We start from the raw sequence: 21,943 nt of genomic DNA, 5'->3' as shown, positions 1-21,943 counted from the left end.
GGGTTCTTCTCGTTTAACGGCCCGCTCCCCGGGGAGAGACCGTCGGAATCCACTGACCCCCGGAAGGTCCCCATGCAAGAGCTGCCCGTCTGGTTCGTGACCGGCTCGTTCGTCGTCCTGAGCCTGATCCTGGCCGCGGACCTGCTGCTGGTCTACAAGCGCCCGCACGTGCCGAGCCTCAAGGAGTCCGGCCTCTGGGTCGGCTTCTACGTCACGCTCGCGCTGATCTTCGCCCTGGTGATGCTGCTGCTGGGCGGGGGAGAGGTCGCCGGCCAGTTCGTCGCGGGCTGGCTGACCGAGTACAGCCTGTCGATCGACAACCTGTTCGTCTTCGTGATCATCATGGGCCGCTTCGCGGTGCCGCCGAAGTACCAGCAGGAAGTGCTGATGGTGGGCATCATCATCGCGCTGATCTTCCGCGGGGTGTTCATCCTGCTGGGCGCGCAGCTGATCGAGAGCTTCAGCTGGATCTTCTACCTCTTCGGCGCCTTCCTCGTCTACACCGCCTGGAACCAGGCGTTCGGCAAGGAGGACGAGAACGAGGGCACCGACAACCTCCTCATCCGTCTGCTGCGCAAGCGCGTGAAGATCTCGGACGAGTTCGACGGGTCGAAGATCCGCACCGTGAAGGACGGGAAGAAGTACTTCACGCCGATGCTGATCGTGTTCCTCGCGATCGGCTCGACCGACCTGCTCTTCGCGCTCGACTCGATCCCGGCGATCTTCGGCATCACCGAGAGCCCGTTCATCGTCTTCACCGCGAACATCTTCGCCCTGATGGGCCTGCGCCAGCTCTACTTCCTGCTCGGCGGCCTGATCGACAAGCTCGAGTACCTCAAGTACGGCATCGCGTTCATCCTCGCCTTCATCGGCGTGAAGCTCGTGCTGCACGCCCTGCACGAGAACGACCTCCCGTTCCTCAACGGCGGCGAGCCGCTGCCGGTCTGGGACATCGACACGATCACCTCGCTCGCCGTCATCGTCGTCAGCATGACCGTCGCCACGGTCGCGAGCCTGGTCAAGATGCGCCGCGAGCACTCCCACATCGAGCTGCACGACGGCCACCCGGAGGTCGTCGCCGACGCCGACGGGCAGGACCGCGCCGAGAAGAAGTGAGCCCGGTCCCGTGACTGCGACGACGAGCACGACCAGCATCGATCTGCCCCAGGGCGTCCTGCACCTGACGGTGTCGAGCAGCACCGATGTCGGCGCCGTCCGGCGGGTGAACGAGGACGCCCTCCTGGTCTCGCCGACGCTGGTCGCCGTCGCCGACGGCATGGGCGGGCACGCCCGCGGCGACCTGGCCAGCTCGACCGCCGTCGAGAGCCTGCGGGCGAGCGCGGCCGAGGCGATCGGCCCGGTCTCGGACGTCTTCGCCGTCGTCGAGACGGCCAATGCCGCGGTCCGCGACCTCGACGTCGGCAGCGCCCTCTGCGGGACGACGCTCACCGGTCTCACCCTCGTCCGGCCCGACGACGGCGGACCCGCCTCCTGGGGCCTGTTCAACGTCGGCGACTCCCGGGTCTACCGCTGGGACGGCGCGGGGATCCAGCAGCTGACCGTCGACCACTCGGCGGTGCAGGAGCTGGTCTCGGCCGGACTGCTCAGCCGGGAGGCGGCGGAGTCGCACCCCGACCGCAACATCGTCACCCGGGCGCTCGGCGCCGACGACGAGGTAGAGACGGACGTCTGGACCCTGCCGATCGTGCCCCGGGCGACCTACCTGCTCTGCTCCGACGGCCTCACCAAGGAGCTCTCCGACGCCCGGATCGCCGAGCTCTTCGCCCGCCGCGACGCGGGGGACCTGCACGGCGGCGATCTCGCCGAGGAGCTCGTGCGCGCCGCGGTCGACGCCGGCGGGCGGGACAACGTGACGGTCGTCGTCGTGGAGGCCGTGCTCGCCCCCCGACCGGACGCCGAGGCCTGACCCCACGGGCCACGCCCCTCGAACAGGTGGCAGCGACTCCGGCTCCGAACTGCAGAGCCGGGCTGTCGATGGGCATACTGGAGGGATGGACACCGTCGAGGCTCTCGATCGCGCGAAGACGCGCTTCGCGGAGGGCGACGTCCGAGGGGCCGTCTCGCTGCTCGAGCGCTGCGTCGAGGCCGACCCCGTCTGGATCGACCCCCGCGTCCTCCTGTCCGAGCTCTACCGGAGGTCCGGCGACCTCATCGAGGCCGGCCGCTGGGGCTACCTGATCGAGAACTGCGCCGCTCCCGAGGAGCGCCGGGCGTTCGAGCGCGCCCTGGTGCGCACCGACGAGGACCCGTTCGAGTTCGCGGAGCGGGCCCTGGTGCGTCCGCTCGAGCTCGCGGCCGAGTCGCCGCACGCCGCGATGATGCTCGCAGAGCTGCCGGCCCGGATCGACGAGGCCGAGCGGTTCGAGCAGGAGTCGCCCGATCCGCTCGACGGCGACTGGTTCGAGCACGAGGCCGTGCCGGTGAAGCGGCGCTCCGGTTTCGTCGGGATGGTCGGCGCCGCGGTCGCCGCGGTCTTCGTCGTCGGCGGCGTGGTGGTCGGCGCGGCCGCTCTGCTGGTGGTCCCCGCGGTGCTCATCGCGATGCTCGTCGCGCCCTGACGGCCGCTGCCGCCCTCCCGATCCGCTCGGGCCGTGCCTCCCTGCCGCTCGTCGGCGCGGTGCTATCCTCGGTCAATGCTGTTCGGCCGGCTCCTCCTTCTCCGCCGCGACGAGACCTCGATCTGACAGGCCTCCCTCGTCGCGGTGTCTCTCGCGGGCTGACCACATTCCTGAGGAAGAGAAACCCGTCATGAACGACAGTTCCCCCGACACCGCCGCGCCCTCGGCCGCCGAGACCCCGGCCGCCGAGCGCCCGCGCACCCTGGCCGAGAAGGTCTGGGACGACCACCTCGTCGCCAAGGGCGAGGACGGCACGCCCGACCTGATCTACATCGACCTGCACCTGGTGCACGAGGTGACCAGCCCGCAGGCCTTCGACGGCCTCCGCCAGGCCGGCCGACCCGTCCGCCGCCCCGATCTGACGATCGCGACCGAGGACCACAACACCCCGACCGTCGGCATCGACAAGCCGATCGCCGACCTCACCAGCCGCACCCAGATCGAGACCCTGCGTCGCAACGCCGCCGAGTTCGGCGTCCGCCTGCACTCCCTCGGCGACATCGAGCAGGGCATCGTGCACGTCGTCGGCCCGCAGCTCGGACTGACCATGCCCGGCATCACGGTCGTCTGTGGCGACTCGCACACCTCGACCCACGGCGCGTTCGGCGCGATGGCGTTCGGCATCGGCACCAGCGAGGTCGAGCACGTGATGGCCACGCAGACCCTGCCGCTCAAGCCCTTCAAGACCATGGCGATCACCGTCGAGGGCGAGCTGCGCGAGGGCGTCACGGCGAAGGACATCATCCTCGCCGTGATCGCGAAGATCGGCACCGGCGGCGGTCAGGGCTACGTGCTCGAGTACCGCGGCTCGGCGATCCGCGCGCTCTCGATGGAGGGCCGGATGACGATCTGCAACATGTCGATCGAGGCGGGCGCCCGCGCCGGCATGGTCGCGCCGGACGAGACGACCTTCGCCTATCTCCAGGGCCGCCCGCACGCCCCCGAGGGCCAGGACTGGGACGACGCGGTCGCCTACTGGCGGACGCTGCCGAGCGACGAGGGCGCCGTCTTCGACGCCGAGGTCGTCCTCGACGCGGACGCGCTCGAGCCGTTCGTCACCTGGGGCACCAACCCCGGCCAGGGCGTCTCGCTCTCCCAGGCCGTGCCCGACCCCGACGCGATCGCCGACCCGAACGAGCGCTCCAACGCCCGCCGCGCGCTGGAGTACATGGACCTCGAGGCCGGCACCCCGATGAAGGAGATCCCGGTCGACGCGGTCTTCATGGGCTCCTGCACCAACTCCCGCATCGAGGACCTCCGCGCCTTCGCGTCGATCATCGCCGGCCGCACCAAGGCGCCCGGCGTCCGGGTGATGGTCGTCCCCGGCTCCGCCCGCGTGCGGATCGAGGCCGAGGCCGAGGGCCTGGACAAGGTGATCACCGCGTTCGGCGCCGAGTGGCGCTTCGCCGGCTGCTCGATGTGCCTCGGCATGAACCCGGACCAGCTCGCCCCGGGGGAGCGATGCGCCTCCACCTCGAACCGCAACTTCGAGGGCCGGCAGGGCAAGGGCGGCCGCACCCACCTGGTGTCGCCACTGGTCGCCGCCGCGACCGCCGTCCGCGGCACTCTCTCCAGTCCGTCGGACCTGGAGCCCGTCCGCGAGCTGGTGGAGGCCTGATCATGGAGAAGTTCGAGACCGTCACCGGCATCGCCGCGCCGCTGAAGCGCAGCAACGTCGACACCGACCAGATCATCCCCGCCGTCTTCCTCAAGCGGGTCACCAAGACCGGCTTCGAGGACGCGCTCTTCCACGGCTGGCGCCAGGACCCGGAGTTCGTGCTCAACCAGCCGGCCTTCCAGGGCGCGCAGATCCTCGTCGCGGGCCCCGACTTCGGCACCGGCTCCAGCCGCGAGCACGCCGTCTGGGCGCTGCGCGACTTCGGCTTCCGCGTCGTGCTGTCGTCCCGCTTCGGCGACATCTTCCGCGGCAACTCCGGCAAGCAGGGGCTGCTCGCGGCGGCCCTGGCGGAGAGCGACATCGACCGGCTCTGGGAGCTGATCGATGCGACGCCGGGAATAGAAGCGACCGTCGATCTGGTTGGTCGTACGGTCACCGCCGGTGGCGAGACCTTCCCTTTCGAGGTCGACGACTACACTCGTTGGCGCCTGATCGAAGGGCTGGACGACATCGGCCTGACCCTGCGCGACGAAGCGCTCATTTCCGAATTCGAGACCCGTCGCGCGAGCTGGCGGCCCAAGACATTGCCGGTGAAATAGCGTGAACACACTTCTTCAGGACGCCAAGGCGGCGGGAGCACAGGATGCGAAGGCGGCGGGAGCCCGTGTGGGGATGACCACCGAGCGGATCACCATCCACGGCGGGCGGCCGCTGAAGGGCCGGATCGAGCTCAAGGGCGCGAAGAACCTCGTCACCAAGGCGATGGTCGCCGCGCTCCTCGGTGAGACCGCGTCCACCCTGCGCGACGTCCCCGACATCAGCGACGTCCGCGTCGTCAAGGGCCTCCTCGAGGTGCACGGCGTCAAGGTGAAGCAGGGCCCGGAGGTGGGCGAGCTGATCCTCGACCCCTCCAACGTCGAGTCCGCGCACTTCGCCGACATCGACGCCCACGCGGGCTCGAGCCGCATCCCGATCCTCTTCTGCGGACCGCTGCTGCACCGCCTCGGCGAGGCGTTCATCCCCGACCTCGGCGGCTGCCGCATCGGCGACCGCCCGATCGACTACCACCTCGAGGTGCTCCGCAACTTCGGCGCCATCGTCGAGAAGCTGCCCTCCGGCATCCGGATGTCGGCGCCCGAGGGCCTGCACGGCGCCAAGGTGTCGCTGCCCTACCCGAGCGTCGGCGCGACCGAGCAGGTGCTGCTCACCGCGGTCCGCGCGTCGGGCATCACCGAGCTGTCGGGTGCGGCGATCGAGCCCGAGATCATGGATCTCATCAACATCCTGCAGAAGATGGGCGCGATCATCTCGGTCGACACCGACCGCGTGATCCGCATCGAGGGCGTCGACCGCCTGGAGGGCTACACCCACCGCGCGCTCTTCGACCGCAACGAGGCCGCCTCCTGGGCCGCCGCGGCCCTCGCGACCGACGGCGACATCTTCGTCGGCGGCGCTCGCCAGCAGGAGATGACGACCTTCCTCAACGTCTTCCGCAAGGTCGGCGGCGCGTTCGAGATCGCCGAGGACGGCATCCGCTTCTACCACCCCGGCGGCGAGCTCAAGCCGGTCATCATCGAGACCGACGTGCACCCCGGCTTCATGACCGACTGGCAGCAGCCGCTCGTCGTGGCGCTGACCAAGGCCAAGGGCGTGTCGATCGTGCACGAGACCGTCTACGAGCAGCGCTTCGGCTTCGTCGACGCGCTGGTCGAGATGGGCGCGACCATCCAGATCCACCGTGAGTGCCTCGGCGGCCAGGCCTGTCGCTTCGGTCAGCGCAACTTCATGCACTCCGCGGTCATCTCCGGCCCGTCGAAGCTGCACGGCGCCGACATCGTCGTGCCCGACCTGCGCGGCGGCTTCTCGCACCTGATCGCGGCGCTCTCGGCCGAGGGCACCTCCTCGGTCTCGAACGTCGGCATCATCAGCCGCGGCTACGAGAACTTCCTCACCAAGCTCGAGCTGCTCGGCGCCGACTTCTCGCTCGACGCGTAGCCTGCGGCGCCGGAGCACCTCCGGCACGTGACACCGGCTCCAGCTCGCAGAATCCCCCCGATCCTGCGAGCCGGAGCCGTTTATACGTGCCCGACGTCTCGTCGCTGCTGGTCGGCTCACCTCCGGCTCGCGGAACCGTCTCCGGCTTGTCGGATCGGCCGGATCCCGCGAGCCGAGTCAGATCCCGCGAGCCGGAGTCGCTTCCGCCGGGTCTCGACACGCCCCTGCGGGGCTGCTCGACCAGCGTCGGCGCGTGCACCGCGCCGCCCGTTGGCGTGGGCGGCGGGGGCGGCGGAGCCGGGATGCGAGGATGGGCGGGTGTCTGAACGAAGCCGCCCGTCCATCTTCTGGCTCCTCGCGGCGTTGGTGATCCCGACGCTCACCGCCTCCGTGGACCTCCGGGTCCGCGACATCGACAAGATCCCGCGCAAGGGCGCGTTCGTGTTCGCGCCGAACCACTACAGCGAGATCGACCCGTTCATCACGGGCTGGGTGCTGTGGCGGGCCGGGCGCGCGCCGCGCTTCCTGGCGAAGGCGTCGCTGTTCAAGATCCCCGTCGCCGGAGCGATCCTGCGCGCCTCGGGGCAGATCCCGGTCGAGCGGGCCGGCTCCGTGCGCGGCAGCGAGCCGCTGAAGGCGGCGAAGGAGCTGGTCGACCGGGGCGGCTCCGTCCTGATCTACCCGGAGGGCACGCTCACCCGCGACCCCGAGCTCTGGCCGATGCGCGGCAAGACCGGCGCGGTGCGGATGGCGCTGCAGTACGGACTGCCCGTCGTGCCCGTCGCGCACTGGGGCACCCAGCAGGTCATGGGCCGCTACTCCAAGAAGATCACCCTCTTCCGCCGCAAGCGCGTCGACGTCCTGGTCGGCGATCCCGTCGACCTGTCGGCGTTCCGCGGGCGCAGCCTCGACTCCGCGACCCTCAACGAGGCGTCGACCGTCGTGATGGCCGCGATCACCCGCCTGCTCGAGGAGCTGCGAGGCGAGACGGCACCGGAGAAGCGCTGGAACCCGGCCGAGCACAATCAGAAGGGCACGGGACGCTTTGAGCAGGGGCAGTAGGGCCGAGAAGGCGCCGATCCCCGTGCCGCGCCGTGTCGCCGTCCTCGGCGCCGGCAGCTGGGGGACCACCTTCGCCAAGATCCTCGCCGACGGCGGCTCCGACGTCGTGATGTGGGCGCGGCGGGCCGAGCTCGCCCGCGAGATCACCGAGGCCAAGCGCAACAGCGACTACCTCCCCGGCATCAACCTGCCGCGCAACATCCGGGCGACCCCGCGGATCGAGGAGGCGCTCGAGGGGGCCGACCACGTCTACCTCTCCATCCCGTCGCAGACCCTGCGCGGGAACCTCGAGGCGATCACGCCGTTCCTCACCGAGCGGACCGTCCTCGTCAGCCTGATGAAGGGCGTCGAGAAGGGCACCGGCCAGCGGATGAGCGAGGTGATCTCGCAGGTGCTGCCGATCGATCCGAGCCGGATCGCGGTCGCCTCCGGGCCGAACCTCGCGCTCGAGATCGCGAAGGAGCAGCCGACCGCGGCGGTCATCGCCTCGGAGAGCCTCGTCACCGCGCAGGAGGTCGCGCTCGCCGCGACCAACCGCTACTTCCGCTCCTACGTCAACACCGACGTGATCGGGACCGAGTTCGGCGGCGTGCTGAAGAACCTGATCGCCGTCGCGATCGGCATCGTCGACGGCGTCGGCTACGGCGAGAACACCAAGGCGTCGATCATCACCCGCGGCCTCGCAGAGATGACCGACTTCGCCGTCGCCTACGGCGGGCGGCCCGAGACGATGTCCGGGCTGGCCGGCCTCGGCGATCTCATCGCGACGTCGAGCTCGTCGCTCTCCCGCAACAACACGGCCGGGCGCCTGCTCGGCCAGGGCTACAGCTTCGGCGACGTCGTGAAGTCGATGCAGCAGACGGCGGAGGGGCTCTCCTCGGTCGCGCCGATCCTCGAGCTCGCCCGGGCCCGCGGAGTCGACATGCCCATCGTCGAGCAGGTGTCGCAGGTGCTCGCCGGTACGCTCGATCCGAAGGACATCGCGCCGCACCTGACCACGGATTCGGACGAGCCCCAGGGTGAGAGGAACCTCGATGACCAGCAAGCTCGCAGTGGCCGTTCTGTTCGGGGGGCGTTCAAGCGAGCACTCGATCAGCTGCGCAACGGCGGCGGGGGTGCTGCGGGCGATCGATCGTGACCGCTTCGACGTGATCCCGGTCGGGATCACCGCTGACGGCGCGTTCGTGCTCGAGGAGGACCGGCCGGAGAAGTTCGCGCTCGACGCGAGCGCCCTGCCGCGGGTCGAGGACAACGGGACGCGCGTGCGCTGGCCGGAGTCGGCGCTCTCCCGCGAGCTGACCGTCACCGCGGCCGACGGCTCCGTCCGCTCGCTGGGCGACGTGGACGTCGTCCTGCCGATCCTGCACGGCCCGTGGGGCGAGGACGGCACGGTCCAGGGGATGCTCGAGCTGGTCGGTCTGCCCTACGTCGGGTCGGGCGTGCTCGCCTCGGCGCTCGGGATGGACAAGCACTTCACCAAGACCGTCTTCCGCGCCGCGGGCATCGCGGTCGCCCCCTGGTACACCGTGACCGAGGCGGAGTGGCGTGAGGACCCGAGCGACGCCGCGTCGGCCCTCGACGAGCTCGGCCTGCCCGCCTTCGTCAAGCCGGCCCGTGCCGGATCGAGCGTGGGCGTGAGCCGGGTCGACGAGCGCTCGCAGCTCGACGCCGCGCTCGAGGAGGCGTTCTCCCACGACTCCCGGGTGCTGATCGAGTCCGCGATCGTCGGCCGGGAGGTCGAGATCGGCGTGCTCGGCGCGCGCCGGGGGGAGTCCCCGCGGGCGTCCGTGGCCGGCGAGGTCGTCGTCAGTGGCGGCGGCTTCTACGACTTCGAGGCGAAGTACCTCGGCATGAAGGGCGTGGAGCTGGTCTGCCCGGCCGAGCTCACCGAGGACGAGCTCGCCGAGATGCGGGCCCTCGCGGTCAGCGCCTTCACCGCGATCGGGGCCGAGGGCCTCGCGCGGGTCGACTTCTTCCTCACGGCCGACGGGTTCGTCATCAACGAGATCAACACGATGCCCGGCTTCACGCCGATCTCGATGTTCCCGCGGATGTGGGGCGCGAGCGGCGTCGACTACCCCGACCTGATCAGCGAGCTGCTCGACCTGGCGCTCGAGCGCGTCCCGGCCGCGGTCCGATGACCGCGGCGGGCCTCGGGCTCCGGCTCGAGCCGGGCCCGCGGGCGCCGTTCGAGCAGATCCGCGAGGGGATCACCGCGCAGGTCGCCGCGGGGTCGCTCCTGGTCGGCACGCGGCTTCCTGCGGTGCGGACCCTCGCCGAGGAGCTGGGCGTCGCTCCGGGGACCGTCGCGCGGGCGTACAAGGAGCTCGAGGCCGCGGGGATCGTGGAGACGCGGGGGCGCGCCGGGACGGTCGTGTCCGGTGGCGTCGACTCGGTCGAGCACGAGCTGCAGTTGGCGGCCGGCGCGTACGCGGCGCGGGCCCGGGCGCTCGGAGCGACGCCGGAGCGGGCGCTGCAGGTCGCGGCCGCGGCCCTCCGCGGGCCGGACTGACGGGGCGCTCGCGTTCGATATGCAGGCGATCCGCGGACGTCGACGGGAGCCTGTCCCGCGGAAAGCCTTCTCCGTGGCATGGAACCTGCAGATCGGACGTCCGAGATCAGCCCGCGGGCGTGCTCGGCGGGTCGAGGGTGTCCGTGTCGGAGACGTTCGTGCAGGCGCGCTCCTGCGGCAGGTAGGAGACGGCGTTCGCGAGGTCGACGACGGCCGAGGTGCCGGAGGCGCGGCTCTGGTCGACGGTGATCTCGACCGCCGGATCGCGGCCGTAGGTGGTCAGCGTGTAGACGTCGTCGGCGGCCTGCGACTCGTCGATGATCCAGTCGACGCCGCTGACCGAGACGCAGAGCTCGGTGGTGGGGCCGGGGGGAGTGACACCGCAGTGCAGGATGACGGCGGCGGGGGTGCCCCAGGCCGCCGTGCCCTGCGCGTTCGTCTCGCGCTCGGGCAGCTCGGCGACGACGTCGGGCAGGCGCACCGAGACCTCGGCGCAGCCCTCGTTCGTCGCGTCGTCGGCCGGCTGCAGCGCCACGGCGGCCGAGCAGCCGCTCAGGAGCAGGACGGCGGAGGCGGCGACCAGGGAGGTGCGGAGGAGGCGGGAGGACATCGACGGCAACGCTAGCGTGTGAACCATGGCACCGGATCCGAGCCCCACCCTGGCCGAGCTCAGCGAAGGCGAGGTCCTCGCGCGGATCCTGCCGAGGCTCGGCGGCGGTGCCGAGACGCTGGTCGGGCCGGGCGACGACTCCGCCGTGCTGCGGGCGCCGGACGGCCGCTTCGTGGTCACCACCGACATGATGGTGCACGGCCCGGACTTCCGGCTCGCCTGGTCCACGCCGTTCGATCTCGGCTGGAAGGCCGCCGCGTCGAACCTCTCCGACGTCGCCGCGATGGGCGCGCGCCCGACCGCGCTGGTGGTCGCCATCGCGGCGCCGCAGCGGCTCGGCGTCGACGTGCTCGAGGGGATCGCGGACGGTCTCGCAGCGGGCTGCGCGGCGATGGCTCCCGGCTGCGGCGTGGTCGGCGGCGACCTGTCCGCCTCCGCGACGCTGACCCTGGCGATCACGGCTTTCGGCTCGCTCGACGGCCGGCCGCCGGTGCTGAGGAGCGGCGCGCGCCCGGGCGACGTGATCGCGACCGCCGGGCCGCTCGGCGTCTCCGGGCTCGGCCTCCGGCTGCTCTTCGAGCGTGCCCGGACGGGCGGCGAGCCCGACGCGGCCCTCGCCCAGGCGCTCCGCTCCGAGCATCCGGAGGTGCTCGACGCGCAGCTGCGGCCGACACCGCCGATCGCGGCCGGCATCGCGGCGGGCGGCGTCGCCACGGCGATGATGGACGTCTCCGACGGCGTCGTCCTCGACGCGCGGCGGATGGCCCGGGCGAGCGGGGTCGTGCTCGATCTCGATCCTGACGCCGTCGACGCCCACGCCGGCCCGCTGACGGCCGTGGAGGGGATCGACGCGGCACTCGCCCGCGCGCTCGTTCTCGGCGGCGGCGAGGACCACGCGATGCTCGCCTGCTTCCCGCCCGGCACTGCGCTGCCGCCGGGGTTCACCGCCCTGGGCACGGTGCGCGAGGGCGCGCCGGAAGTTCGGCTCGGCGGAGTCGCGCTGGACGAGCGCGGCGGCTGGGACCCCTACCTGGGCTGGGACGGCGCCACGGGCTGATCCGCGGCGGCGGGCGGCTCGGCTACTGGCTCGCCGCCGGCGACGCCCACCAGATCGTCGTCTCGCCGTAGTCCTTCCGCCGGTCACGCTCGAGCCCGGCGGGCCAGCGCGGCTCCGGGCTGCGCGAGCTCCGCTCGACGACGACGACGGAGTGCTCGGCGAGCAGCGGGAGGACACCGGCGAGGTCGGCGGCCAGCTCGTCCTCGGGGAGGTCGTAGGGCGGGTCGAGGAAGACCGTGTCGGCGTTGACCGCGGGGGAGCCGTCGAGGAACGAGCGCACGGAGGCGATCACGACCTCGATCCGGGGCTTCGGGCGCTTGTTCGAGGCCGCGGCCGTCGCGATCGCGCGGGCGTTCTCGCCGGCGGTCTTCGCGGCCTTCGGATCGCGCTCCACCAGCAGCACGGACGCGGCGCCGCGGCTGGCCGATTCGAGGCCGAGCGCCCCGGAGCCCGCGTAGAGGTCGATGACCGTCGCGCCGTCGAGGGCGTCGCGCGCCTCGAGCGCCGAGAAGATCGCCTCGCGCACCCGGTCGCTCGTGGGTCGCGTGCCGGCGCGGGGGACCCGCAGGGTGAGCGATCCGGCGAAGCCGGCGATGATCCTGGTCACCGTTCCGAGCATAGGACTCGAGCCGAGGGCTGGGAGCCCCCCGGAAGCCTGAGCCGTTTTCCGGTTCGCACTGCGAGAATCACCAGTTATGACGTCCCTCGATGAGACCCGCTCCGCAGTCGGCACGGCATCGGACCGCGGTGCGGCTCCCGGGTCGGCGATGACCCGCGAGGAGTTCAGCGCCCACTGCGCCGCGATCCTGAAGAACCTGTGCAGCGTGATCGACGGCAAGGACGCCGAGGTCTCGATGGCCCTGACCGTGTTCCTGGCGGGCGGCCACCTGCTGATGGAGGACGTCCCCGGCACCGGCAAGACCGTGCTGGCGAAGTCGCTGGCGGTCTCCGTCGGCGGCACCGTCTCGCGGATCCAGTTCACCCCGGACCTCCTGCCCTCCGACGTCACCGGCGTCTCCGTCTTCAACCAGGCCACCCGCGACTTCGAGTTCAAGCCCGGCCCGGTGTTCGCGAACGTGGTGATCGGCGACGAGATCAACCGCGCCTCGCCCAAGACCCAGTCGGCGCTGCTGGAGTGCATGGAGGAGCGCCAGGTCTCGGTCGACGGCGTGACGCACGTCCTGCCGCGGCCGTTCGCCGTGGTGGCGACGCAGAACCCGGTCGAGATGGAGGGCACCTACAGCCTCCCCGAGGCGCAGCGCGACCGCTTCATGGCGCGGCTCTCGCTCGGCTACCCCGACGAGCGCGCCGAGCTCGAGATGATCCGCACCCGCGACGCCGCGAGCCCGCTGGAGGAGCTGCGCCAGGTCGTCGGCCACGATCAGCTCACCCGGATGATGGACTACGTCCAGTCGATCTACGTCGCCCCGCCGGTGCAGGAGTACGTGGTGGCGATCATGCAGGCGACCCGCATCGATCCCGAGCTGCGCCTCGGCGGCAGCCCGCGCGCGACTCTGCAGCTGATCGCCGCGGCGAAGGCGCTCGCCGCGATCAACGACCGCGACTTCGTCGTCCCGGACGACATCGACGTGCTCGCGGTGCCGGTGCTCGGCCACCGGCTGCTCCCGGCGACCCGGCTCCCCGGCCGCTCCGGCACCGGCGCCTCGCACTCCGTCACCGAGATCGTCCAGCGCATCGTCGCCGCCACCCCCGTCCCGTTCAGCGGCCGTGCCGACTGAGCCGGGCGGTCCCCGCTCCGGCGCACCCCGGTCCCGTGAGCCCCGGCGGCGCGGCGCGGAGCGGCCGGCGCGGCGCATCGGCGCGCTCCCGGCCGTCCGCGGGGTCGCGCTCACCCTGCGCGGTTGGGCCCTGGTCGTTCTCGGCGCGCTCGGGATCGTCGTCGCGCCGATCATCGAGTTCCGCGAGCTGCTCTTCGTCGGGATCGTCCTCCTCGGCCTGCCCGTCGCCGCCGTCCTCGCGCTGCTCGCCGTGACGCCCGTGCTGCAGGTGCAGCGGCGCTTCGCCCCGCAGGTCGTCGCGGTCGGCGACGTGGTCGACGTCGACGTCGTCCTCGACAACCGCGGCGCGGCCCTGCGGGCCGGTGCCCGAGCGGAGGACCGGCTCGACCGGGTCGAGCGCGGTCTCGTCTCCGGCCGCACCGTGGCCCGCGGCGCCTTCACCCTGCCGGCGGTCGCGCAGCGGGGGAGCGGCTCGAGCCGGGTCCGCGCCCGCTACCGCCTCCCCGCGGGGCGGCGCGGCATCCACCGCATCGGTCCGCTGCGGCTCCTCCGCGGCGACCTCTTCGGCCTGGCCGTGCGCGAGACGATCGCGGGTGCGGCGCAGCCCTTCGTGGTCACTCCGCGGGCCGTCCCGCTGCAGAGCGACGTGCTCGACGCCCACGGCGCCGGCGGCTCCAGCCCGGTCGCCCACGCCACCGCCGGGGCCGGGACCGACGACGTGATCCCGCGCGACTACCGCCCCGGCGACGCCATGCGCCGCGTGCACTGGCGGGCGAGCGCCCGCTCGGGCGAGCTCAAGGTCCGCCAGGACGAGCAGAACACCGACCCGCACGCCTGGATCCTGCTGGAGACGCGGGCCGCGCGCATCCTCGACGAGCGCGGCGGCGACGACCGCCTGGAGTGGGCGGTCTCGATGACCGCCTCGCTCGCGGTGCACCTGCTCGAGCGCGGCTTCGAGACGCACCTGATCGAGACCGGCGCGCCCGACCAGCCCGTCCGCTCCGAGGACGAGCGCGAGGCCGCGCACGACGTGCTGCTGCGCCTGGCCGAGCTCGCCCCCGCCGCCGAGTCGGTCGAGGCGGTCGGCCGCATCGCCGCCGAGATGCGCGATGCGGGCGGCAGCCGCCCGGTCTTCGCCGTCCTCTCCCGGCTGCACGAGGAGGACCTCGCCGCACTCGCCTCCCTCGCCGCCCATGCCCGCCCGGCCGTCGCCTTCCTCGTCGGCGGCACGCCCGAGGAGGAGGCCGCGCTGGCCTCCCTCGGCTGGTACCCCGTCCCGGTCACCCCGCGCACCGCCGTCGAGGAGGCGTGGGCCCAGGCCCTCGCGCTCCGGGTGGTCGCGTGAGCCGCCGCGGGCGCGACGCCCGCTCGGGCTCGGTCCTGCTCTCCGTCCTGCTCTGGCTCTCGCTCGTCACCGCGTCCTCCGGCATCGGCCGCCTGCTCGAGGGCATCGGCTGGCTCGTCCAGCTGGCCGTCGCGGTCGGCGTCGTCCTCGCCGTCCCGGCCGCCGCGCGCGCCGTCCGCGCGCACCCGGTCGTCCCGCCGATCCTCGGCACCCTGGCCGCCGTCGGCGTGCTCACCGCGATGTTCGTGCCCGGGCGGGCGCTGCTCTTCCTCGTCCCGACGCCGGGAGCGATCGCCGACGCGCAGACACTCGCCCAGGCCGGCTTCACCTCGATCGCCGAGCAGGGCCTGCCGGCGGTCGCCGACAACGGCATCGCCTTCCTCCTCGTCGGCGGTGTGGTCGTGCTGGCCTGGGCCGCCGACCTCTTCGCCTTCTCGGTGCGGCTGCCCGCGCTCGCCGGTCTCTTCCCCGCCACCCTGCTGGCGGTGCCGGCCGTCATCGACCCGGCCGACGTCTCCTGGCCGAGCCTGCTGCTCACGGCGCTGGTCTATCTCGGGATCCTCGCGGTCAGCGCCCGTCCCGAGCGCCGCGCACCGCGCGGGGGCTCGCTCGGCGCCGCCGTGCCGTCGATCGCGATGGCCGGGGTCGTCGTGATCGCCGCCGGGCTCGTCGCCGGCTCCGCGGGCGGCTTCACCCGCGTCTCCACGCCGTCCGGCGTCTCGGGCACGCTCTTCAACGGCTCCATCGACCCGGTCGTCGCCCTCGGCGCCGACCTCCGCCGCCCCAACCCGGTGACGGTGCTGCGCTATTCGACCGACTCCGACCTGCCGGTCTACCTCCGCGTGCTCACGGTCTCGGACTTCGAGGGCGAGGACTGGGCGCCGAGCGACACCGAGGAGACCGCGGACATCGCCGCTCCTATCGCTCCCGCCGGTCTCGGCGAGGCCGTTCCGCGCGAGACCGAGGAGGTCGACGTCTCGGTCGAGACCCTCCGCAGCCGCTGGCTGCCGGTGCCCTACCCGGTCTCCGAGCTCAGCGGCGTCGGCGACGGCTGGCTGCAGGACGTGCAGGACGGCTCGATCCGCGGCGACGCCACCACCCGCGCGGGCGACGAGTACCAGGTGCAGGCGCTGCGCCTCGAGCCCGATCCCCAGCAGCTCCTCGACGCGCCCGTGCCCACCGGGTTCGAGCGCTACCTCTCGCTCCCGGAGGACGTGCCGGAGATCGTCCGCAGCACGGCGACGGAGGTCACGGCGGACGAGGTCACCGCCTACGACCGGGCCCGCGCGCTGCAGACCTTCTTCCGCTCGTCCGAGTTCCGCTACTCCGAGGACACCCCCGCCGAGGAGGGCTACGACGGCGACGGCGTCGGCGTGCTCGCCTCCTTCCTCGAGGTCCGCGAGGGCTACTGCGTGCACTTCGCCTCGGCGATGGCCGTGATGGCGCGGGAGCTCGGCATCCCCTCCCGGCTCGCCATCGGCTACCAGCCCGGCTCGGTCGTGCCCTCGCCGGGCACCGAGCTGACCAGCTACCGCGTGCAGTCGTCCGACCTGCACGCCTGGCCGGAGCTGTACTTCGAGGGCGTCGGCTGGCTGCCGTTCGAGCCGACGCCGAGCCGCGGTGCCCCGGCCTCGTACACGCTGCCGAGCGCGACGACCTCCGCCCCGTCGACGACTCCCGGGGCCGCAGCGAGTGCCGCGCCCGGCGCGGCGCCCGGCGAGACCGCGACGCCGACTCCCACGGCGTCCACCGCGACGGCGACGCCCGGGGCCCTCGGCGGCTCCACGGCGTCCACCGCCCCGGTCGTCACGCTCTGGTCGCTGCTGGTCCTGCTGCTGCTCGTGCCCTGGCTCCTGCGCGTCGTCCAGCGCGCCGTCCGCCGGCGCCGGGCGGCCGACGGCTCGCTCGAGCCGGCCTGGGCCGAGCTGGTGGCGAGCGCGCGCGACCTCGGTGTCCCGGTCGAGGACGGCGAGTCGCCACGAGCCCAGGAGGCTCTGATCGGCGCCGCCCTCGGCGAGGACGAGGGCGCACGGTCGGCCCTGCGGGAGCTCCGGCAGGGGGTCGAGCGCGTCCGCTACGCGCCGGTGCTCGCGGAGCAGTCCGCGGGCTGGCGCGCGGCGACGACGGTGGTCGCCGGACTGCGCTCCTCCGTCGGCACCGGCCGCCGCCTGAGCGCGGCCGTCGCGCCGCGATCGGTCCTCCCGGGCCTCGCGCGGGTCCGGCGTCCGAGGTCCGACCTATGATCGTCGGGTGATCCCGGACCCCCTCGACGCCTCGCTCGCGCCGCTGATCGGCCCGCGCACGGCCAAGCCGATCGAGAAGGCGTTCGGCTACCGCACGGTCGGCGAGCTCCTCGGCCACTACCCGCGCCGCTACGCCAAGCGCGGCGAGCTGACCGACGTGTCGCGGCTGCCGGTGGGCGAGAACGTGACGATCGTCGCCGAGGTCCGCGAGGTGCGCTCGCGCGAGATGAAGAACCGCCGCGGCGGACTGCTCGAGGTGATCATCTCGGACGGCACGGGCACACTCTCGCTGACGTTCTTCGGCCAGCCCTGGCGCGCCGCGCAGCTGCGCCGGGGCGTGCGCGGCATCTTCGCCGGAACCGTGTCGATGTTCCGCGAGACGAAGCAGCTCACCCACCCCGACTACCGGCTCTTCGACGACGAGGAGGTCACGGCGCACGGCCCGATCGCGAAGTCGGCGCTCACGAAGGACTGGACCGAGCGGCCGATCCCGATCTACCCCGCGACCAGCACGATCGCGAGCTGGCAGCTACAGGCGGCGATCGACGTGGTGCTCGACGACCTGAAGTACGTGCAGGACCCGATCCCCGCCGAGGTGCGCGCGGACCGCAAGCTGCTCGACCTCGGCGCCGCGCTCGAGCTGATCCACCGGCCGCAGCGTGAGGGCGAGGAGGTCCCGGCGCGCGACACCCTGCGCTTCCACGAGGCGTTCCTGCTGCAGCTGGCCCTGCTCGAGCGGCGGGCGGCGGCGCGCTCGACCCCGGGCACCCGGCGGGTCGCCGAGCCCGGCGGTCTGCTCGAGCGCTTCGACGCCGCGCTGCCGTTCACGCTGACCGACGACCAGAGGACGGTCGGCCGGGAGATCGCCGGCGACCTCGCGGCCGAGTCGCCGATGTCGCGGCTCGTGCAGGGCGAGGTCGGCTCGGGCAAGACCCTGGTCGCGCTGCGGGCGATGCTCGCGACGGCCGAGAGCGGCGGGCAGTCCGCGCTGCTCGCACCCACCGAGGTCCTCGCCGGTCAGCACCTGCGCTCGATCGTGCGCACCCTCGGGCCCGAGCTGGCGGCGGAGCTCTCGCCGACCCTCCTGACCGGCGGCCTCGGCGCCGCGGCCCGGCGCGCGGCCCTGCTGCGGATCGTCTCGGGCACCGCGAAGATCGTGGTCGGCACGCACGCCCTGCTCGGCGACAAGGTCTCGTTCTACGACCTCGGTCTGGTGGTGATCGACGAGCAGCACCGCTTCGGCGTCGATCAGCGCGACGCGCTGCGGCGGAAGGGGGCGCAGCCGCCGCACGTGCTCGTGCTGACCGCGACGCCCATCCCGCGGACGGTCGCGATGACCGTCTTCGGCGACCTGGACGTCTCGACGATCCGCGAGCTGCCGGCCGGCCGACCGGGCATCACCAGCCACGTGGTGCCGCTGGCCGATCACCCCGCCTGGATCGCCCGGGCCTGGGAGCGGGCCGAGGAGGAGATCCGCAAGGGCCACCAGGTCTACCTCGTCTGCCCGGCGATCGAGCCGGGGGAGGCCGCGGAGGGTCCGCTCGCCGGTGAGGACGAGCCCGCGGCCACCCCGCTGTCGACGGTGTCGGAGACGATCGAGGGCGTCCGCGGGCACGCCCTGCTCGGGAAGCGGCGCTCGGCCGCCCTGCACGGCCGGATGACGGCGGAGGAGAAGGACGCCGTCATGCGGGCCTTCGCGGCCGGCGAGATCGACGTCCTCGTCTCGACGACGGTCATCGAGGTCGGCGTCGACGTGCCGAACGCGTCGATGATGATCGTCCTCGACGCCGAGCGGTTCGGCGTCTCGCAGCTGCACCAGCTGCGCGGCCGGATCGGGCGCGGCGGCGTGCCCGGCGTCTGCCTCTTCGTCACCGCGGCCGAGGCCGGCACGACCGCGCGCGAGCGGGTCGAGACCGTCGCGGCGACCCTCGACGGCTTCGAGCTGGCCGAGGCCGACCTCGAGCTGCGCCGCGAGGGCGACGTGCTGGGCGACTCGCAGTCCGGCGGGCGCTCCTCCCTGCGCCTGCTGCGTGTCGTGCAGGACTCCTGGCTCATCCTCGAGGCGCGGGTGCTGGCCGAGCGGCTGCTCGAGACCGATCCGGTGCTCGCGACGCACGACCGCCTGCGCGCCGCGCTCGAGCGGCGCGTGCAGGAGCGCGACCGCGAATTCCTCGGCAAGAGCTGACCCCCGACGGGGTGGTCGGGGCCCGGCCGGCCCGCCGGGGCGCCCGATACGCTGGGGGCATGGCCCGCATCGCCGTCGTCCCCGGCTCGTTCGACCCCGTCACCCTCGGGCATCTCGACGTCATCGAGCGCGCCGCGCGCCTCGTCGACGAGCTGCACGTCGTCGTCGTGCACAACCCGTCCAAGACCGCGCTGCTGCCGATCGCGCAGCGCGTGGCGCTGATCGAGCAGTCGATCGCCGAGGCCGGCATCGAGGGGTCGATCGTCGTCGCCTCCTGGAGCATGGGACTGCTCGTCGACTACTGCACCGACGTCGGCGCGAGCATCCTGGTGAAGGGCATCCGCTCGCAGGTCGACGTGGCCTACGAGACGCCGATGGCCATCGTGAACCGCAACCTCGCGCACGTCGAGACCGTCTTCCTCCTGCCGGACCCCGCGCACGCCCACGTCTCCTCCTCGCTGGTGCGCCAGGTGTCGGGACTGGGCGGCGACGTCTCGCCCTACGTGCCGCCGGCCGTCGCGGCGTACCTCGCCTCCTGACCGCCCGCTCGCATGGTCCGGGCCCGGGCCGCAAGCGCCCCGGGGGCGTGCGCTCCGCGTCTCCGGCGCCTGGGACAATGGCGGAATGAGTGCGATGCGCGTGGCGGCCTGGGTCCTCGAGGGCATCCCCGAGGTGGTCCCGGGGGACGACCTGCTCGAGCTGATCCTCGCGGCGGTCGCGGCCGCTCCCGAAACCGACCGTCCCGTCGACGGCGACGTCCTCGTGGTGACCAGCAAGGTGGTCTCGAAGGCCGAGGGCCGGGTCGTCGCGGCCGACGACCGCGAGGACGCCATCACCGCCGAGACCGTCCGCGTCGTCGCCACCCGCGCGCACGCGCACGGGGTCACCCGGATCGTGGAGAACCGCCTCGGCATCGTCCAGGCCGCCGCGGGGGTCGACTCCAGCAACGTCGCCGAAGGCACCGTCCTGCTGCTGCCCGAGGATCCGGACGCCTCGGCCCGCGCGCTCTGCGCCGGTCTGCGCGAGCGGCTCGGTGCGCGCGTCGGCGTCGTCGTGAGCGACACGCTCGGACGTGCCTGGCGGGTCGGCCAGACCGACGCCGCGATCGGCGCGGCCGGCCTGCTGGTGATCGACGACCTGCGCGGCGCCGTCGACGCGCTCGGCCGGACGCTCGCGGTGACCATGCCCGCGGTCGCCGACGAGATCGCCGCGCTCGGCGACCTGGTGAAGGGCAAGGCGACCGGGCACCCCGTCGCCGTCGTCCGCGGCCTCGACCGCTTCGTCAGCGGCCTCGATGCACCGGGCGCCCGCACGCTGACCCGCACCGGTCCGGACGACATGTTCCGCGTCGGCGCCGACGAGGCGCACGCGGAGGGCTACGCCGAGGGCCACGCGGCCGGGCTCGCGGCAGCGGCCGGGCGGGTCGCGTCGTGAGCGGCGCCTGGACCGCCGTCGTCGTCTACCGGGGCCGCGGCACCTCCAAGACCCGCCTCGAGCTCGTCGCGCGCTCCGCCCTCGCCGAGGCGTTCCTCCTCGACACCCTGGCCGCGGTCGGCGCGGCGGAGGCCGTGGGCGCCGTCGTCCTCATCACCTCCGACATGTCCGCGGCGGAGCGGGCCGCGCTCGAGCACCCCGGCCTGCACGTCGTCGGCGATCCCGGACAGCTCAATCCCGCCGTCGCCGCTGGCATCGCGGCGGCGCAGGACCACCGCCCCGGCTCGCCGGTGATCGCGCTGACCGCCGACCTGCCCGCGCTCACCGCCGCGGATCTCGACGCCGCGCTCGCCGCCGCCGGCGACACCCCGGCGATGGTCGGCGATCGCGCCGGCAGCGGCACGACCGCGCTGCTCCTGCCCGGCGGGGCCGGCCCGGAGCCGGCCTTCGGTCTCGACTCGCGGGAGAAGCACGTCGCTGCCGGCTACCGCGTGCTCGGCCTGCCCGAGTCCTCGACGCTTCGGCTGGACGTCGACACCGTCGACGACCTGCGCCACGCGGAGTCGGTCGGGGTCGGCGCCTGGACGGCGCGCGAGCTCGCCGACGCGGCCTGAGCGCCCGGGACACGTCAGTCGGCGAGCAGTCCCTGCTCGAGGGCCGAGGTCAGTGCACGGTCCACGGTGAGCGGCTCTCCGTCCACCGAGCGGATCGGCACGGCGCGCCGGGTGCTCGACACCAGCCAGGCCGCGTCGGCGCCGGCCAGCGCCGCGACGGGCAGGTCCCGCCGCGCGGAGGAGAGGCCGCGCCCCTCGCCGATCGCCAGCACTCTCGCCACCGTCGTCCCGTCGAGGATCCCGGCGCCGGCGGCGGGCGTCACGAGCACCCCGTCCGCGAGCAGGACGAGACTCGAGGTCGCGCCCTCGAGCAGGAGGCCGTCGCTCGTGCGCCAGACCACGTCGTCGGCGCCCCGCCGCTTCGCCTCGCGCAGTGCGGCGCGGGTGACGGCGCCGGAGGTTGTCTTGACGCCGCTGAGCAGCCAGGGGGCCTCCTCCTGCACCCCGTGCGGGTAGCCGCGGTCGAGCACGGCGACGGCGGCGCCCCGGTCACGCAGCTCCGAGGAGTCGGTGGTCGGCTCCGCGCGGACCGTCGCCCGCGCCGTCGTGGTGTCCCGGTAGCCCGCGACCAGCCGGATGCTGAGGTCCTCGACCGCGTCGTGCTCGGTGACCGCGAGGGCGATCGCCGCGGACCACACCTCGGCGGACGGGATCTCGAGCCCGACGGCCGCGGAGGAGGCCGCGAGGCGCGCCAGGTGCTCCTCCTGCCCGCGGGCACGGCCGCGGATCACTGCCAGTGTCTCGAAGACGCCGTCGCCGCGCAGATAGCCCGGCTCGTCGACGCGGACGAGGCCGGCCCCGGGATCGCGGAGCAGGGGAGTGCCGGAGTCGTCGATCTCGACGAGGACGGGGGAGGTCATGCCCCCATCCTGGACCGCGGGGCGGCGCGG

The 21,943-nt window shown here is 73.3% G+C and carries 21 protein-coding genes; 18 read left to right on the top strand and 3 right to left on the bottom strand.

What is annotated here, in order from left to right; all coding sequences use genetic code 11:
• Nucleotides 1–72: 72 nt before the first annotated feature.
• From EDF43_RS20810 to EDF43_RS20765, 10 genes are all read left to right on the top strand, one after another.
• On the top strand, nucleotides 73–1,116 hold the full coding sequence (locus EDF43_RS20810; protein ID WP_132438361.1) for a TerC family protein: 1,044 nt from the start codon (nucleotides 73–75) through the stop codon (nucleotides 1,114–1,116).
• 10 nt (nucleotides 1,117–1,126) lie between these two features.
• Nucleotides 1,127–1,927, top strand: coding sequence for a protein phosphatase 2C domain-containing protein (locus EDF43_RS20805; protein WP_243646391.1), 801 nt, complete (start codon nucleotides 1,127–1,129; stop codon nucleotides 1,925–1,927).
• Between the two features lie 85 nt (nucleotides 1,928–2,012).
• Nucleotides 2,013–2,579, top strand: a complete 567-nt coding sequence (locus tag EDF43_RS20800; RefSeq protein WP_123735405.1) for a DUF6584 family protein — start codon at nucleotides 2,013–2,015, stop codon at nucleotides 2,577–2,579.
• A 190-nt stretch (nucleotides 2,580–2,769) separates the two neighbouring features.
• Entirely contained in the window at nucleotides 2,770–4,257 is a 1,488-nt protein-coding gene (gene leuC / locus EDF43_RS20795; protein ID WP_123735406.1) for a 3-isopropylmalate dehydratase large subunit, read from the top strand.
• Between the two features lie 2 nt (nucleotides 4,258–4,259).
• Entirely contained in the window at nucleotides 4,260–4,856 is a 597-nt protein-coding gene (leuD, locus tag EDF43_RS20790; protein ID WP_123445564.1) for a 3-isopropylmalate dehydratase small subunit, read from the top strand.
• 73 nt (nucleotides 4,857–4,929) lie between these two features.
• A complete protein-coding gene (gene murA / locus EDF43_RS20785; protein WP_164874434.1) occupies nucleotides 4,930–6,252 on the top strand; it encodes a UDP-N-acetylglucosamine 1-carboxyvinyltransferase in 1,323 nt (440 codons plus the stop codon).
• A 318-nt stretch (nucleotides 6,253–6,570) separates the two neighbouring features.
• Entirely contained in the window at nucleotides 6,571–7,314 is a 744-nt protein-coding gene (locus EDF43_RS20780; protein WP_243586551.1) for a lysophospholipid acyltransferase family protein, read from the top strand.
• 22 nt (nucleotides 7,315–7,336) lie between these two features.
• Nucleotides 7,337–8,452 (top strand): NAD(P)H-dependent glycerol-3-phosphate dehydrogenase, encoded by a 1,116-nt coding sequence (locus EDF43_RS20775; RefSeq protein WP_173286025.1) that lies wholly within the window; start codon nucleotides 7,337–7,339, stop codon nucleotides 8,450–8,452.
• Entirely contained in the window at nucleotides 8,349–9,455 is a 1,107-nt protein-coding gene (locus tag EDF43_RS20770; RefSeq protein WP_132438360.1) for a D-alanine--D-alanine ligase family protein, read from the top strand. The genes EDF43_RS20775 and EDF43_RS20770 overlap by 104 nt, the downstream gene beginning before the upstream one ends.
• Complete coding sequence (locus tag EDF43_RS20765) at nucleotides 9,452–9,826, top strand: GntR family transcriptional regulator (protein WP_123735409.1); 375 nt, start codon at nucleotides 9,452–9,454, stop codon at nucleotides 9,824–9,826. The genes EDF43_RS20770 and EDF43_RS20765 overlap by 4 nt, the downstream gene beginning before the upstream one ends.
• Nucleotides 9,827–9,932: 106 nt before the next feature.
• On the opposite strand, the gene EDF43_RS20760 is transcribed toward EDF43_RS20765, so the two are convergent.
• Nucleotides 9,933–10,436 (bottom strand): DUF3515 domain-containing protein, encoded by a 504-nt coding sequence (locus EDF43_RS20760; RefSeq protein WP_132438359.1) that lies wholly within the window; start codon nucleotides 10,434–10,436, stop codon nucleotides 9,933–9,935.
• Nucleotides 10,437–10,461: 25 nt separating this feature from the next.
• On the opposite strand from EDF43_RS20760, the gene thiL reads away from it, so the two are divergent.
• Nucleotides 10,462–11,493 carry a thiamine-phosphate kinase gene (gene thiL / locus EDF43_RS20755; RefSeq protein WP_132438358.1) on the top strand — a complete coding sequence of 344 codons (1,032 nt, stop codon included), beginning with the start codon at nucleotides 10,462–10,464 and terminating at the stop codon, nucleotides 11,491–11,493.
• A 22-nt stretch (nucleotides 11,494–11,515) separates the two neighbouring features.
• On the opposite strand, the gene EDF43_RS20750 is transcribed toward thiL, so the two are convergent.
• Nucleotides 11,516–12,100 carry an RsmD family RNA methyltransferase gene (locus tag EDF43_RS20750; protein ID WP_132438357.1) on the bottom strand — a complete coding sequence of 195 codons (585 nt, stop codon included), beginning with the start codon at nucleotides 12,098–12,100 and terminating at the stop codon, nucleotides 11,516–11,518.
• A 160-nt stretch (nucleotides 12,101–12,260) separates the two neighbouring features.
• Here EDF43_RS20750 and EDF43_RS20745 point away from each other — a divergent pair, with 160 nt between their 5' ends.
• The 7 genes from EDF43_RS20745 to cofC all read left to right on the top strand — a co-directional run bounded on the left by EDF43_RS20745 (nucleotide 12,261) and on the right by cofC (nucleotide 21,053).
• Nucleotides 12,261–13,232, top strand: a complete 972-nt coding sequence (locus EDF43_RS20745; RefSeq protein WP_243581849.1) for a MoxR family ATPase — start codon at nucleotides 12,261–12,263, stop codon at nucleotides 13,230–13,232.
• On the top strand, nucleotides 13,222–14,577 hold the full coding sequence (locus EDF43_RS20740; protein WP_132438356.1) for a DUF58 domain-containing protein: 1,356 nt from the start codon (nucleotides 13,222–13,224) through the stop codon (nucleotides 14,575–14,577). The genes EDF43_RS20745 and EDF43_RS20740 overlap by 11 nt, the downstream gene beginning before the upstream one ends.
• A complete protein-coding gene (locus EDF43_RS20735; RefSeq protein WP_132438355.1) occupies nucleotides 14,574–16,820 on the top strand; it encodes a DUF3488 and transglutaminase-like domain-containing protein in 2,247 nt (748 codons plus the stop codon). The genes EDF43_RS20740 and EDF43_RS20735 overlap by 4 nt, the downstream gene beginning before the upstream one ends.
• Nucleotides 16,821–16,827: 7 nt before the next feature.
• Nucleotides 16,828–19,005 (top strand): ATP-dependent DNA helicase RecG, encoded by a 2,178-nt coding sequence (locus tag EDF43_RS20730; RefSeq protein ID WP_243646390.1) that lies wholly within the window; start codon nucleotides 16,828–16,830, stop codon nucleotides 19,003–19,005.
• A 59-nt stretch (nucleotides 19,006–19,064) separates the two neighbouring features.
• On the top strand, nucleotides 19,065–19,544 hold the full coding sequence (gene coaD / locus EDF43_RS20725; protein WP_123445577.1) for a pantetheine-phosphate adenylyltransferase: 480 nt from the start codon (nucleotides 19,065–19,067) through the stop codon (nucleotides 19,542–19,544).
• Nucleotides 19,545–19,638: 94 nt separating this feature from the next.
• Entirely contained in the window at nucleotides 19,639–20,439 is an 801-nt protein-coding gene (cofE, locus tag EDF43_RS20720; RefSeq protein ID WP_123735415.1) for a coenzyme F420-0:L-glutamate ligase, read from the top strand.
• Entirely contained in the window at nucleotides 20,436–21,053 is a 618-nt protein-coding gene (cofC, locus tag EDF43_RS20715; RefSeq protein ID WP_132438354.1) for a 2-phospho-L-lactate guanylyltransferase, read from the top strand. The genes cofE and cofC overlap by 4 nt, the downstream gene beginning before the upstream one ends.
• 14 nt (nucleotides 21,054–21,067) lie before the next feature.
• Here cofC and EDF43_RS20710 read toward each other — a convergent pair whose 3' ends face one another.
• Nucleotides 21,068–21,913, bottom strand: coding sequence for an aminotransferase class IV (locus EDF43_RS20710; RefSeq protein ID WP_132438353.1), 846 nt, complete (start codon nucleotides 21,911–21,913; stop codon nucleotides 21,068–21,070).
• Between the last annotated feature and the right edge of the window lie 30 nt (nucleotides 21,914–21,943).

Source organism: Rathayibacter sp. PhB179 (assembly GCF_004345345.1).
In the GTDB taxonomy this organism is placed as follows: domain Bacteria; phylum Actinomycetota; class Actinomycetes; order Actinomycetales; family Microbacteriaceae; genus Rathayibacter; species Rathayibacter festucae.
The sequence above is the reverse complement of the archived record's forward strand: the minus strand, read 5'-3'. Positions and strand labels throughout refer to the sequence as shown.

Bases quoted from the DNA above. Each gene is read 5' to 3' on its own strand.
- EDF43_RS20810 (WP_132438361.1), top strand. From the start codon at position 73: ATGCAAGAGCTGCCCGTCTGGTTCGTGACCGGCTCGTTCGTCGTCCTG.
- EDF43_RS20800 (WP_123735405.1), top strand. From the start codon at position 2,013: ATGGACACCGTCGAGGCTCTCGATCGCGCGAAGACGCGCTTCGCGGAG.
- leuC (WP_123735406.1), top strand. From the start codon at position 2,770: ATGAACGACAGTTCCCCCGACACCGCCGCGCCCTCGGCCGCCGAGACC.
- leuD (WP_123445564.1), top strand. From the start codon at position 4,260: ATGGAGAAGTTCGAGACCGTCACCGGCATCGCCGCGCCGCTGAAGCGC.
- murA (WP_164874434.1), top strand. From the start codon at position 4,930: ATGACCACCGAGCGGATCACCATCCACGGCGGGCGGCCGCTGAAGGGC.
- EDF43_RS20770 (WP_132438360.1), top strand. From the start codon at position 8,349: ATGACCAGCAAGCTCGCAGTGGCCGTTCTGTTCGGGGGGCGTTCAAGC.
- EDF43_RS20765 (WP_123735409.1), top strand. From the start codon at position 9,452: ATGACCGCGGCGGGCCTCGGGCTCCGGCTCGAGCCGGGCCCGCGGGCG.
- EDF43_RS20760 (WP_132438359.1), bottom strand. From the start codon at position 10,436: ATGTCCTCCCGCCTCCTCCGCACCTCCCTGGTCGCCGCCTCCGCCGTC.
- thiL (WP_132438358.1), top strand. From the start codon at position 10,462: ATGGCACCGGATCCGAGCCCCACCCTGGCCGAGCTCAGCGAAGGCGAG.
- EDF43_RS20745 (WP_243581849.1), top strand. From the start codon at position 12,261: ATGACCCGCGAGGAGTTCAGCGCCCACTGCGCCGCGATCCTGAAGAAC.
- coaD (WP_123445577.1), top strand. From the start codon at position 19,065: ATGGCCCGCATCGCCGTCGTCCCCGGCTCGTTCGACCCCGTCACCCTC.
- cofE (WP_123735415.1), top strand. From the start codon at position 19,639: ATGCGCGTGGCGGCCTGGGTCCTCGAGGGCATCCCCGAGGTGGTCCCG.
- EDF43_RS20710 (WP_132438353.1), bottom strand. From the start codon at position 21,913: ATGACCTCCCCCGTCCTCGTCGAGATCGACGACTCCGGCACTCCCCTG.